This is a genomic window from Lutibacter sp. TH_r2 (assembly GCF_033101135.1).
Lineage (GTDB): Bacteria > Bacteroidota > Bacteroidia > Flavobacteriales > Flavobacteriaceae > Lutibacter.
The window spans coordinates 568,640-582,775 of record NZ_JAWMPV010000001.1 but is presented as its reverse complement, the minus strand read 5'-3'; the positions used below and the strand labels follow the sequence as shown (position 1 = coordinate 582,775).

8 protein-coding genes are annotated in these 14,136 nt (G+C 26.3%); 1 reads left to right on the top strand and 7 read right to left on the bottom strand.

The features are described 5' to 3' along the window. Positions 1 to 123: 123 nt before the first annotated feature. Genes R3X25_RS02285 through R3X25_RS02255 form a run of 7 tightly spaced genes read right to left on the bottom strand, consistent with a single transcriptional unit; the run spans position 124 to position 11,010 of the window. On the bottom strand, positions 124 to 2,142 hold the full coding sequence (locus R3X25_RS02285) for a hypothetical protein (RefSeq protein WP_317671441.1): 2,019 nt from the start codon (positions 2,140 to 2,142) through the stop codon (positions 124 to 126). Positions 2,143 to 2,144: 2 nt separating this feature from the next. After that, entirely contained in the window at positions 2,145 to 4,172 is a 2,028-nt protein-coding gene (locus tag R3X25_RS02280) for a hypothetical protein (protein WP_317671439.1), read from the bottom strand. Between the two features lie 3 nt (positions 4,173 to 4,175). Next, complete coding sequence (locus R3X25_RS02275) at positions 4,176 to 4,856, bottom strand: hypothetical protein (RefSeq protein WP_317671437.1); 681 nt, start codon at positions 4,854 to 4,856, stop codon at positions 4,176 to 4,178. Position 4,857: 1 nt separating this feature from the next. Then, on the bottom strand, positions 4,858 to 8,085 hold the full coding sequence (locus R3X25_RS02270) for a hypothetical protein (protein WP_317671435.1): 3,228 nt from the start codon (positions 8,083 to 8,085) through the stop codon (positions 4,858 to 4,860). Next, positions 8,078 to 8,962, bottom strand: coding sequence for a hypothetical protein (locus R3X25_RS02265; protein ID WP_317671433.1), 885 nt, complete (start codon positions 8,960 to 8,962; stop codon positions 8,078 to 8,080). The genes R3X25_RS02270 and R3X25_RS02265 overlap by 8 nt, the downstream gene beginning before the upstream one ends. Next, positions 8,955 to 10,334: a sodium:solute symporter family protein gene (locus tag R3X25_RS02260; protein ID WP_317671431.1), complete on the bottom strand. Its 1,380-nt coding sequence runs from the start codon at positions 10,332 to 10,334 to the stop codon at positions 8,955 to 8,957. Before R3X25_RS02260 ends, R3X25_RS02265 begins: the two co-directional genes overlap by 8 nt. Further along, positions 10,321 to 11,010 (bottom strand): hypothetical protein, encoded by a 690-nt coding sequence (locus R3X25_RS02255; RefSeq protein ID WP_317671429.1) that lies wholly within the window; start codon positions 11,008 to 11,010, stop codon positions 10,321 to 10,323. Before R3X25_RS02255 ends, R3X25_RS02260 begins: the two co-directional genes overlap by 14 nt. Before the next feature lie 925 nt (positions 11,011 to 11,935). Here R3X25_RS02255 and R3X25_RS02250 point away from each other — a divergent pair. Next, positions 11,936 to 14,098, top strand: a complete 2,163-nt coding sequence (locus tag R3X25_RS02250; RefSeq protein WP_317671427.1) for a beta-glucosidase family protein — start codon at positions 11,936 to 11,938, stop codon at positions 14,096 to 14,098. Positions 14,099 to 14,136: the final 38 nt, after the last annotated feature.

Genomic DNA, 14,136 nt, shown 5'->3' with positions numbered 1-14,136 from the left:
TGGGTATGCGGTTCGGTAAGAGATATTTGGAACTTAGTTTTGAAAAATTACAGGAACAAAAAATAACCATAACAATTTTGTTATGGTTATAATAAGTTTGAGTAATATTTTTTGGATTAAAAACTAATCTAGGGTGTTGTTACTTATTATATTATTTAAAAGATTTTGCAAATTTTTAGATAGATTATTAAATTCTTTAGAGTCTTGATATTCGATTATTTCGTTTTTAATCACTGTTTTATACTCTTTTTTGATAGATTTAGCATTAAACAGTATGTCATTAATTGATTGCTTCATTTTTTCTTCAGTATAGTCCGTGAAATTTAATGGTGCGTTTAATTTATTTTCTTTTGCTAAATTAATATTTGCTATCCACCAATAAGTTAACTCACATAATTCAATATATTTTTGAGCAAAATCATTTACAGAAGATTTAAGTAAGCTATTATAATTTAATTTAAATTTTTCCTCCTCAATGAATAGTTGGTTTGTTTGGAATTGAATAATTACTTTGGGAACTTCATCTAAAACTAATTTTTTTTCTTTAGGCAAAATTTGAATTGTAGTAAACCCTAAAAGGCCAAAATCTCCATCGGGCTTAACACTTAATGTTGTGTTTTTTTTCAAATACCTATTGTAATTTTCTTTCCAAAATGGTTTATGCGACCAACTATTATTTATATCGCTATTATCTTTATATACTACTTGGTCCTTATCATTAAAAAAAGAAATCCATAATAGTCTGTGTGTTAAAATTTGTTCTAATAATGCAACTGAATTTTCTTTAGTATTTTTTTCAAGAAAATTATGACGATCATCTATTTTAATGAATTTAGTCTCTATAATTTCAGAGGTTTCATCATTTAAAATGTTTAAGACTTTCGTTTCAATACGACTCCACATTTCTTTAAAAATTTGACTTTCTTCTATTTGCAAATTATAATAAAACCTCTTAAATCCAGAGCCAGTAATTTTAACTTCGCCTTTTTTGTCAACCTCCTTTTTGGTGTCTTGCCAAAAGATTTTTTTTTCAGGACCTTTCATATACTTTAAACTTCTAAAAGCTTTTATATCATTTTTTAGTTTTTTTACCCAAATATCAAAGCCTTCTGAAAACCCATAAAAAGCAATAACGCTTTTGTATAAAATGTCATTAATATCCATATTTACTAATTCGGATATTCCCTTTCTCGGTAAACCAGATACTATTCGTTTTACAATGTGTTTATGTTTCTTTGAGTTTGATACATACTCGATTAACTCAATACCTTGAACAGGTTGGTCGATTTGATTCTCATCTAATAATTCTAAATCTGTAATTAATCCTTGATATATATCTCCACCAATTTCTAAAGCTTTTATTGCATCTAATCCATTTGACTTATAATTTACATCAAAGTAAATATCTAAAGCGGCTTTAATTTCCTTTCCAAATTCCTTATCATCTTCAACCAATAAAATTTTTTCTTTAACTCCATTGTATTCTATAGGTTTATTTTCATCCAGAATATTCAATTCCCTTAATCTCTTATTTAAAAATAAATGTAATTCATTAAGTTTTTGGTTTGAAGATAATTTTTGACTACTTAAAAGATTAATAATTGCTGGATTCAGCAATGATTTAATTCCGAGCAGACGTTCTTTATAAGAAATAAATATATCTTCAAAATTTAATTGTGATTTATTTAAATCATTTTTTAAATCATGATTTATAGTTTCTAAAATACCTGATTTAGTTAAAGCATATTTTTTAAGGTATTTCCATTTGGATTTAGAGTATGTTTTTAAATTAATACCTTCGTTAAAAGGTAATGAATGGTGTTTAAAGGACTTTACGAAAAATTTATCGACATCTTTTGTTTGGTTAAACAATGATAACTGACTTATGAAACTGAAAAATTGAATATTTGGAGGGTTTTCATCATTTCTCCAATTCATAACAATAGAACTGGCTACTTCATAACCATAAAAAGGATTGTTTTCCCAATTAAGCTCAACTAAAATAAATATACATTCAAAATCATTAATCTCTAGGTTTTGAAAACTTTCATTATTACATACAATAACTTTATTATCTATTTTTTTAGATAATTTATTTATATATTTTCGGGATTCCTCTCGCCAGATAAATAATGCGTTCATAGTTAGTTTTTATAATGAATTTCTATTCGTTCAATGATTTTATCTTCATTTAAAAATGAGGAAATATTTTTAAGAGCTAACTGATTAGAGATAGTTTTAGTGCTATTTTTTAATTTTTCTTTTTTTAAATTTAAAACAACTTCATTTGGAGCAGAATTTTTATTTAATTTTAATGCAATATTTTGAGTTAACTTTTCTTCGTCTTTATTACTTTTAATTTTCCATTTTTCTTTAGCATCCTCGTTTATTGTAACATTTTTTTTAAATAGATAAGAATGAAATTGATTTAGTCTAGTAAAAAAAGAACTTGTACTTACTGCCCTCTTTGAATTATGAGAATATATATTTCTTAATTTATACAATTCACTTCCTAGTTCATCTCCTCTTAATTGGATAATTGCTCCTGTAGTTAAATATTTGTAGTTTTCGCCTTTTATTGCCGGATGAATAAGTTCAATTACCTTTCCAATTAAGATACTTAATGAAGCAAAATGAGATTGCTTATCTTTATTTGAAAGGGACCTCTTTAAAATAATAGTTTCATTAATATAAAAATTTAATAATTTAGATAAACTTAGCAAGTATTCAAAGACGTTTTGTTTACTTACAATTTGTTGGTTAGGAATTGTGTAATGTATTCCATTTTTATAGGTCTTGTTGTTTGAATCACCCCATATTTTATTTTCCCACCAAAAGCTATCTTCTTGAAATTTTTTATTATTTAACTCTTTAAATTTTCTTAAAATGGAGTATTCTAACGAGCAAAAAGATTTGGTTAATTCTAAAAGTTTATTATAATTTATTATAGATTCATCAAAGTTGTAATTATTTTCAAGACCCTCTTTTATCCAGTATGCATCAGCACCATATGAAAGTGCTAATTGGTAATTCCAAATTTTGTTTGATGCAGAAGTAATTAGAACTGGAATATGTTTATGCTTTTCTTTTATTTTTTTTAATATTTCTAAACCAGAATATAGTTCAGAAATATTCTTTTTTAGGCTATTCGGGAAGAGCATAAGATCTAAAAAAATAAAATCCAATAAATTAGAATTTTCATCTAAATATAGTTCAATTCTCTCCCATAATTCATTAACTAATTCAAGAGATGTTTTTTTTTGCAAATAATCAAAATCTATAACATCAATCTTTTGCGATATTCCAATCACTTGTTCATGTGTATGTTTCCATCCTTCGAGAGCTTTGTCATCGATCATTAAAACATTAGATTTTTTATCAATCTTTTCTAATTTAGATTTTAATTCTTCAATTTTTAAAAGATAAATGTTTTTATCTTCAAGATTAGAATTTGGAATTAAGTTATTAAAGACTACTATTTGCCGTTTAATTGTTTCTATTTCTAATCGTTTCGAATCTTCAAAATTATTACTTTTTGCATTGTTTTCATTTAAAGATTTTTTTAAGTCTTCTTCATAAGAGTTTTTAGGTCTGAAAATGAAACAAGCTAATGCGTTATTTAATGACTTTTGTTTCTTTAAAATAATATCGGGGTAGACAACATCATTTTTTAAACGATGGCAATCCAATAATGTTTTCATAGCCCACCAATTGGCTTCTTCATGTCTTACTTGCTCAATTTTAAATAAGTTTCTGGCATGATCTTTTAGTTTTTTATATAAAATTTTATTTTTATTAACACTTATTATCTTTTTTGGTAAATCGAATGGTAACTTAAAATAGGATACACCTTCACTTGAAATTATAGTATGATTGGGTTTGAGCATTCTTATTTTTTCAATACTTAAAAATCCACAAGTAATTATCGCTCCTTCAAAACCATACTTACACCTTAGCCAATAAATTAAATCAAAACCTTTTAGATTAATATGCTTATTATTTTCAAATGTAGCTTCTAAATTAATAATAACAATTTTAGGGCTCTCATTAATTACTCTTTTAGCGTAATCATGTAGCTCTTCATTTTTTTTCGCAAGTAAAATACTTAGATTTTTACTTCCCTGCTTTTTAAAGAAATTAATTAAATTGTTTGTTGTATCAAGAACTATCATAAGTTAATTTAATAATTTATCTGCAATAGCTGTTAGTGATTTACTAATTTCATTTTCATTAAAATATGACTTTTCGAATCCAAATCGATTTGCTTCTTCTTCATCAAATTCACCACCTAATAACTTATGTAGAAAAGTTAGTTTTTGGTTTAGTGATTCACGATTACTAATTTCTTCATCGGAAGAAAAAAATTTTGATTCAAACTCATTTAATTTTTCATCAAAATTTACATTTTCTCCCCAAAATTCATTTAATCTATAAAAAATATTTGTACTATTTTGTAAATGAGATTTAGAACAGGTTTTAAATGTTTTTGGTTTATTTTTATTAATTTCACTCTCTAAAAAATCATTAAGCCCATTGCTGTTATTTATATGTTTAACAAGTAACAATTTATTAAACTGACTAAAGCTGTCAATAATTTCTTTTGAAATTTCATTAGGATCCAATGAATCGTGAAATAAAAAGATAGAATTACCATTTATATCTTTTGGCCCTATTTTGTTTAAACTAGAATTTAAAACATAGGTTTTTTCATCATCCTTATGAAATCCATTTATGACTCTTAAATCAACATCATCGTCATCAGTGAACAATTCTGATTTAAATAATTTTTTGTCAAATGTACTACTGTAAATTTCTGAACAATAGGTTACATAAATTAATGCTACTGTAAATTTCATGTTATTTTTTTCTTAAAGATTTTAATAATTCTACCAAATGTGATTTACTACTGTTATAAGCATCTAAAATATATGTAGCTAACGTTGAATAAGGTAAAAAATACTCATTTATTGCTTTAATATCTGGAGTATGCCCTCTGCCAGATGTGATTACTAAAATACAATTTTTATCTATAATATTTTTAATTTCATGAACAATGTCTTTTGCTTCATTATTATCTTTTAATGATTCAATAATCCCATAATGCATTACAAGGTATTGTGCTTTTTCTTTTTTTAAATAACTATATAAATCATTTTTTATATCTAATAAATTGCTAGAATTTAGGTTAATATCTTCATTTGGTATATTAATACCTTTTTTTTCTAAAATATCGATTAAATTTTTTTCAATTTTATACCCATTGATACTCAACTCAGTTTTTTGATTGATTGCCTCTTTTTGAATTCTTTCGTCAACTATTAATACTTTATTATTTACTCCTTCAATAAAGAAGTGCATATGTTTATTACGATTAAATCTCTCATTTTCTATGTTTTTCTCAATATTTTGTATATAAAGTCCCAACAATGAACTTGAACCAAATCCTTCATAATAATCAACTTCATCATTGAAATTCTCAACATGATGATCTATTAGGCTAGATGAATAAAAATTTGGGTATTTTGATAAAAAAATATCAATATGTCCTTCTTCAAAATAATCAATTGATGTATAAATAAATTTAGGAATATTTAAAGAGGATTTTATATTTTTATATTTTATGTTTATTATTTTATTAATTAATTTCTCTAAATTTTCTTTTGAGTTTAACCCCCTTAAGTTACTTTCAACGTCATTATAATGTAAATAGAAAATATGTTGAGGTAAATTTTTGTAATTTTTATAGTTAAAATCAAAATTATCAATAACTAGAAGATATTTATGTCTGAAAATTTCATTTCTATCAATATCATTAATAATATTAACTCCTAACTTTGATGTTATTTCCTTTTTTGGAATTGACGTTTTAAGTTTTTTATTAGTATCAAAAATTAATAATTCTTTAGGTTTCTTTAGATAAAAAGCATAACCAAAGCCTTGATTTTGTTTATTAGACATTCCGTCAATAGCTTCGATAATAGGAAAACGATGTAAATTACCTTTGCTTCGAGTAATAAGTCGGTCTTTATCTTTTAACAGTTTTTTATTGCTTTCCCATAATTCGATGTTTTCTATAAACTTACTATAGAGTACCTTATCTTTTTTTATGTCTTCTTCGTTTAAACTTAAAGGGGAAAACTCATAATTATCAATATTTTTAATATTATTGTTTAATAAATACATGCAAGCCATCTTCATTTCTATAGTTCCCCAGCCTTTATCTCTTACTTTATCTTCGTTATTTAAAATATCTTTAGCAATGTTTAAATTTCTATCAATAATTAACTGTGTAAGCCCGTCATCATGATTTATACTATCATAAATCTCAATTCTAAAATGATTATTAATTCTATTAGGGTATACATGAATGTTAAAGATACAGATATCATCTTTTTTTAAATTAGAGTGTTTTGCTGTATTTCGAATAATATTTTCTAAAATCACATAAAAAGCATGATCTCCTAACACTCCATTAGGAATAGCAACATAGGGGTCTTCAAAATTTTCATTATTAATACCCAAATGGTTATAATAAAAATGAAATTTAAATTTAAAATTATCTCCTTTTCCGCTAATAAACTTAAGAAGCAGTTGGTTTTTTTCAAAGTTTTTAAAAACTTCTGAAAATAATTTTTTACTGGTATAGAGCTGGGCATTCTCTGTTGTAGCATAGTCTGCGATAAAATCCATTCGCTCTTTTAAGTATTTATTAAATACTCTAACCAACTCGGTCATTTTTAAGTCTGCATCAGGATTAATTAAGGTTTTTTTCGCACTATTAATTTTTGATAATTCATAAATCGGTTCAGGGATGAAATTATCCTCTGAAAACAATTTTCGAATTTCAGAATTTGAAGACAAGCTGTTTAGGACATGAGATCCTATATTATGGGATAAATTACGAGAGGCCACTGTAATTAACGATGACCGCAAGGTTTCTTCTCTAAAACTTATATATTCTTTCCAATTATTATAACAAAATTTAAATAGGTCATTTAATTTTTTTGTTATTTCAATTTCAATTTCGTTTTTAAATTTTTCAGTTTTATGAATCCAATTAAGGACATTGTTTTTTTCATCATAAATTATAAAAGATTTTATAGTGAAATTTAAAAGTAAATCTTTACTTATATCATCATCGTTTAAAATAAGATCATAAAATTCATCATCTTTATCTTTTATAACATTAATACAATCCTTAATTGTATAATCAGGCACTACATTAGTCGCTAAATCTATATGTTTGACAGAACGATATATCGGTTCATCATTGCGAAAAATATAATAATCTAAAGGTATTAAAAAAGAAGAAACTGCATCAGCAAACCATTTAAAGAACTGGGTTTTAGATTTTGCTGTTCTAATATTAACTAAATTCGAATATAAAATGCGTATAAGTTCATTAAAATATGAATCTATGTTGGAAAAAATAAAGTCATTTACTAATAATAAAAAATCTTTCGTTTCAATATCTATTTTATCATGATTTCTTTTTTTATTTGAAGTAATGATAAAACTTGTAGGGCTAGTTCCAAAAGGAATTGGGAAAGCAATTAAATTTGTAGTTTCTGGTTTAAAAAAGACAATGTCAAGTAAGTTTATTATTATATCCCTATTACTATAAACAATTTTATTATCTATTATTTCTCTTAATTTTTTACTAATACTTTTTATTATAATAATATCCTTTCCCTCCTCTTTTTTATGAGAGTAGCCTATTGTTAGTTTTGGGTCATTATTTAATTTAACCTCATTATTATTGGATAAAAACTTTATTTTGTCACTATTAATTTTAATATTAACGAACTTATAAAAATCATGATTGTTATTTTTTAAATTATCGTAATGAAGAAAATCAGAATAATTTCGGGGTTGAGATGTTAAATATTTAATTTTTTGAGATAAATCATTTGTAGCAAATTCATATAATGGTAAAACTTTCATAATTATTTTACCTGAATCTTTATCACAAGGAATATTGTAGCCTAGAAAACCGTCATTTAGATGTTCTTTGTACTCATTATTTTGAGTTATTTTCGTTTTTAAATCTAAATATAAATCATTAAATATTGCGTCATTAATCATTAGTAATTTTGGTTAAGGTTATTTTTTCGTATAAAAAATCACTATATTTTTCATATGGAAAACCAGATATAATATCAATGTTTATTTTTATATCTTTTTTTACATCCAAATAATACTGTATTGCTTCACATCCATTTACTACTGCACCTCCACACTCTATCGGTATGAATAATACAAAATTAAACTGTTGTCTTTTTAGAACTAAATCATAAATAACCTGCATTATTTCTCCACTACAACCACAATTACCATCTTCAATAATACAGAATGATTCATTAAAAAGGTTTTTAAAGAATACATTTCTTTTTCTACTTTTGGTTTTAGTTGTATAAAATGCGTCAAGTTCAAGCATTTTATTTTTTAATGATCGATCAAATCTTTTTCTAAATACATACTCTGAAAACAAGAATGTTTCAGAAGCTAATATTTGATTGTCTTCTCTTAAGTCATTATTATCTAGTATAAAATTATCGTACGGGTTATTTCCTAAGATATTTTTAAATTCAGTTGGTATATCATTTAACTCTTTAAAATAATTCCTCCTTAAAACAGGTATTTTAGCTTTCACGTTTTTATCTTTTAGAGATGGAAATTTATGATCGTTTACTAAAAGGGTTATTTTTGAATTTATAGTAGAATTAATTAATTCTACACCTAATTTAAATGTGTTTTCAGGAAATGTACCTACTTCAATTTCAACTTTTTTGTTAAAAAAATCACTATTTTTACTATTAAAAATTAGAGGTTTTAAGCATTCTGTTTTTTCGTTGTAATCTAATATATAATGACCTGCTAAAATTAATAAGTCACTTTTACCTTTATAGTAATTTAGTATTTCAATTTCTTTATCAAAATATATAATTTCTTTTTTAATCATTTATAGCCATGATTTTATGAACAATATAATACCCTATGAAACTGAAAATGATACCTAATAAAATTGAAGGAATAGTTTCAGATAGCGAAAATTTACTCCATACAATTGAAGTAGTAATGCCTAAAATTATCGATATAAAAGCAGATTGCCAATACATTTTAGTGAAAAATATTGAGGCGAATAGAGCGACGAGTATAGCTGGTGCCCAGACCGAATAAACAAATAAAAGGCCACTCAATATTGTAGTGAAATAAAAACTAATTAATACTGCGAAGATTGAGATTATAATTGTTGCAATTCTCGCTAACATTAATTTGTTTTTATCTGTTTTATTCGAATAGACAGTTATTATATCTTGTGTGAAAACGGTTGCTCCAGAATTTATTAAAGAATCTAATGATGACATTACAATACTTATAAGTGCAACAATAAAAACTCCATATAATCCATAATTTAAATAATTTTCACCTAACAATAATAAGGTTTGATCTCCACTAGTTTCTATATTCAAAACATTAGCAGCTCCCCCTAAAATTAGCATAATAAATAACCAAAAGATCATAAATAATCCAGAGTAAATTAAGGCTTTTTTGGAAGTAGAGGAATTGTTTGTAGATAAAATACGATTTATTGTAGGTGGTATTAACATTTCTCCAAAAAACCAAGTGCATGCTAAAGCTATTATTTGGGGTATTGAATTTGTATTTATTGCTGATTTTGTGCTTTCCAACATAGATGTATTAAAACTAGAAAAATCAAAAGAATTATTTGTAAAAATAAATATTAAAAGTACAGGTATTAATACTATAAAAACTACAAATTGGATCATATCTGTATAGATTGATGCTTTTATTCCTCCAAAAAATGAATAAATAGTTACTATACTTATAATAATTATGGTTGACCAAACTTTATTTATGCCTGTAAAATGATTTAATAATTCACCTCCTGCTTTAGCTATAACTGCACTGAAACCAATTAAAAGTGCAAAAGAAATCAATCCTACCAGTAAATGCAAAAAATTATTATTATGTGATTCTTTACCTGCAATTATATCTCCAATAGAATGTGCATCTTTAAATTTTGTTCTTATTTTTTTTGCAACTACAGTTCCTTCAAATATTTTAGATAACCCATAAAAACTTGTTACTATCATAAGAAAATATCCAGAGTTAAATCCTTCATTTACTAATCCTAAAGAAAAACCTGGGCCAATAAAAGTAGCAGATAAACTTGCGAAAATAACCCAAACTCCTAACGATTGATTAGATTTTGTAAAGTCATTAAACGAGCTGTTTTTTCTCTTTTTAAAGATGAAATAGAATAAAAAAGCTAAAAAAACTATTCCTATAATAAGATCAATTGTTTTCATTTTTTAAATAATAAATTATATAACATTCTTTATCAATTATTTTTTTTGGTTCCAATTCAAGAAATGATAAAATCTTATTAATTTCTTCATCTTCTCTCCAAATAGAAGTATAACCGTTATTCGTAACTAACCTACCTTCATTTAGCTTACTTTTTTTAAAATCAATATTTCCTATCATAGGTTTAATACTTGGGAATAATTTATTTTTTCCAAAATCATTCATGGCTTTAGCTTTAAAAAAAGAAATTATCATTTCCGCATTATTTTGTTTTAAAAACTTTTTAATTTCTTTTAATATCTCAATTAAATTACCTTCTAATGTACCTATTGTGTTTTGAGCCAAAATTAATAAAGTATTTTTAATTTCTAATTTAAAATATTTGTTTAAATCTAGCATGTTACCCAATGTGGAAGATGTGTTAGGGTAATTATTAGCCCTTTTTTCTAATTCAGTATACATGTCCTTATTAATTTCTATGAGATGAAATTCTTTGCATACAGGGCTTAATATAGGTATCAACCTTCCATGCCCAGCACCTAATTCGACCAAAGTTTTACTTTTAAGATTACTTATAGATTTAATTAAATTAACTTCATCATTCATAAACTCATTTAGAACCTTCAAATGAGTGTTTTCTACCAAATCAATATATTCTTTTGAATTAAAATTTCTCATTTATCAAAAATACTGAAAAGTCAGTTTTCCCTAGTTTTCCTCATTTGCACTTGCAAATTAAAAAACATTAATAAGTTTGATTAGTCTATTAGTAATTTCATAAATTGCAGTAACAAAATAATTAATAATCAAAAGCGAAAACTGCATACGATTTGAATACGTTTTGCATACGATTTTGAAAAATAGCATAGCGGGAGCCCAGTAAAATGGTTGAGATTTTGGTCAACTTTGAGCTCATAACCCGAAGGTCGCTGGTTCGAGTCCAGTCCCCGCTACAAATGCGGAATCGCAGATAAACAAACGGTTTAGATTAATCTAAACCGTTTGTTTATGTCAATACTTACTGAATTTACTATCTTTGATACTCAAAATGAACACGATTTTGAACACGATTTTCAAATGAAAAAGAATTTTTCTGCTCCAAAAATCTACACAGCCAGTTGAGATTTAAGTAATCGCTAGTAGGTTTACTTTTCCTTCCGTAATCCTGAAACGAGGAAACTTCAGCAATTAAAGTTACTATTATTGGTGCTTTAGCATCTATTCCAATAGTTGTTGGTTTTAAAATAACGTCAATGCCTTGGATAGACCAAATAGGGTTAATAGCTTTATTAATAATGGAGTGATAATTATTATTAGTTTAATACAACACAAAGGAAAAGATGATGAAAAATCAATTCAAATTACGAAAGAATTATTTAAAACAAGTCTGTTATTTAATATTGGAGTATTTGCAATAATGTTAATCGTGGTAGTATTATATGCTTTGTTTTGGAAATAATATTTTGTATATTTAATATGAAAATATTGTTTGATTTACTGTAAATAATTTAATTATAAAAATAGAGTGTATAGCTTATAAAAGAGTTTTGTTTAAACTCAATCCTTATGTAATTCATTAATAATATTATAATAATTATAACTTATGAATAAATTAATACCATTCCTTCTAGTGTGCATTCTTATTAGTGCATGTAACGAACCTAATGTTCAAGAATACAAAACAACTACCATGTTTCAACCTTTTCAACCTCCAATAGCTTATGAAGATGCTAAAGAACAAGCATTAAAAATTCTAAATCAGATGACTATCGATGAGAAAATATCAATGATAGGTGGTCATAATGTATTTTTTACAAAAGGGTTTGAAAGATTTAATATACCAGCAATGTATTTGTCAGATGCGACTCAAGGAGTAAACATTCGACGTCATTTAGATGATCAACTTGAAAAATCAGTTGCTTTTCCAAGTCCAATAGCTTTAGCCAGTACTTGGAATAAAGAGTTGGCAGGTAATTATGCAAAATCAATTGGAGAAGAGTGTAGAGCAGGTGAAATTGCTGTACTGCTTGGACCTGGAATGAATATTTACCGTATTTCACAAAATGGTAGAAACTTTGAATATTTTGGAGAAGATCCATACTTGGCTGCTCGAATGATAGAAAATTATGTAGTTGGAATGCAAAATACAGGTACTATGGCTACTTTAAAACATTTTGTAGCTAATAACACGGATTATAAGAGAAGAACATCAAATTCTGTAGTAGATAAAAGGACCTTACACGAAATTTATTTACCAGCGTTTGAAGCTGGTGTTGATGCAGGTGCTATGGCAGTTATGACCTCTTATAATTTAGTAAATGGAGAGTATGCCGGACAAAATAAAGAAGTTATTACAGGTCTTTTACGTGAAGATTTGGGTTTTAAATGGTTGGTAATGAGTGATTGGTGGTCGGTATATGATGCTGAAAAAGTAATACAATCTGGACTTGACCTTGATATGCCTGGAGAACCAAGAGCTGAATATCCTGATTATATGAAAAAAGATGAATTCTTTTTACGTTTCACTACAAAATCGCTTCTTAAAGAAGGAAAAGTAAAAGAAGAAGATATTAACAGAATGGTTACCAACATTCTTACAACAGAAATAGCTATGGGATTGCTTGAGCGACCAATAAAAGACGCTTCATATTTTGAAAATTTTGACCAACACGTAGAAGTTGCTTTACAAACTGGAAGAGAAAGTATTGTACTACTTAAAAATGACCATATTTTACCTATTGATAAAACAGGTGAAATTTCAATTTTACTCACAGGCGAATATTCAGATAAAATACCACATGGTGGAGGTGCAGCTGAAGTTGTTGGATACAATCAAGTTACTATGCTAAAGGCACTTAAAGATATTTATGGTGATAAAGTAACTTATATTAAAGAACCAACAGACGAAGACATAAAAGCTTTTAGCCATATAATTTATAGTACAGGAACTTTTGATTCTGAAGGATGGGATAAATCATTTGATTTTTCAGAAGAGATTAATAACAAAATAAAACATATAGCTTCATTAAATAAAAATATTATTGTATCTGTTAGCTCTGGTAGTGGCACAAATATGAGTGAGTGGAATGATGCTATTGCAGGATTGATTTATAGTTGGTATCCAGGTCAGATAGGATTTAAAGGGTTTGCTGAAATAGTAGCTGGTATTACAAATCCATCAGCCAAGCTGCCTATTACTATTGAGAAAAAATTTGAGGATTCTCCAGGATATGGGTATATACCAGAAGGACAAGAATTATATACTGGTTGGGATCAAGATCATAGAATTATAGACCCAATTACCGATGTGAAATATGACGAAGGCGTATTTGTAGGTTACCGTTGGTATGAACATAAGGCTATTGAGCCTCTTTACGCATTTGGCTTTGGCTTGTCGTACACAAACTATGAATACAGTAATTTACAGTTAGAAAATAAATCGATAAAAGCGGGAGAAAACATCAACTTAAAAATCGATATAGAAAATACAGGAGAAATGGATGGTAAAGAAGTTGTTCAAGTATATGTACGTGATGTTGAATCATCAGTTGAACGACCTTTAAAGGAGTTAAAAGATTTTAAAAAAGTAAGCATAGCTGCTGGAGATAAACAGACCGTTTATTTTACATTAACCAATAGAGACTTTGCATTTTGGGATGCTAAAACTGAAGATTGGAAAGTAGAAGCAGGTAAGTTTGAGATTCTAGTAGGTAAAGCTTCAAATAATATATTGGCAAGTGCTAAGCTTGAAATTACTGAAGAATAATATAAAAAAAAGTAGAATATAAGGAATACATTCTAGTT

Bases quoted from the DNA above. Each gene is read 5' to 3' on its own strand.
- R3X25_RS02260 (WP_317671431.1), bottom strand. From the start codon at position 10,334: ATGAAAACAATTGATCTTATTATAGGAATAGTTTTTTTAGCTTTTTTA.
- R3X25_RS02285 (WP_317671441.1), bottom strand. From the start codon at position 2,142: ATGAACGCATTATTTATCTGGCGAGAGGAATCCCGAAAATATATAAAT.
- R3X25_RS02250 (WP_317671427.1), top strand. From the start codon at position 11,936: ATGAATAAATTAATACCATTCCTTCTAGTGTGCATTCTTATTAGTGCA.
- R3X25_RS02265 (WP_317671433.1), bottom strand. From the start codon at position 8,962: ATGATTAAAAAAGAAATTATATATTTTGATAAAGAAATTGAAATACTA.
- R3X25_RS02275 (WP_317671437.1), bottom strand. From the start codon at position 4,856: ATGAAATTTACAGTAGCATTAATTTATGTAACCTATTGTTCAGAAATT.
- R3X25_RS02280 (WP_317671439.1), bottom strand. From the start codon at position 4,172: ATGATAGTTCTTGATACAACAAACAATTTAATTAATTTCTTTAAAAAG.
- R3X25_RS02270 (WP_317671435.1), bottom strand. From the start codon at position 8,085: ATGATTAATGACGCAATATTTAATGATTTATATTTAGATTTAAAAACG.
- R3X25_RS02255 (WP_317671429.1), bottom strand. From the start codon at position 11,010: ATGAGAAATTTTAATTCAAAAGAATATATTGATTTGGTAGAAAACACT.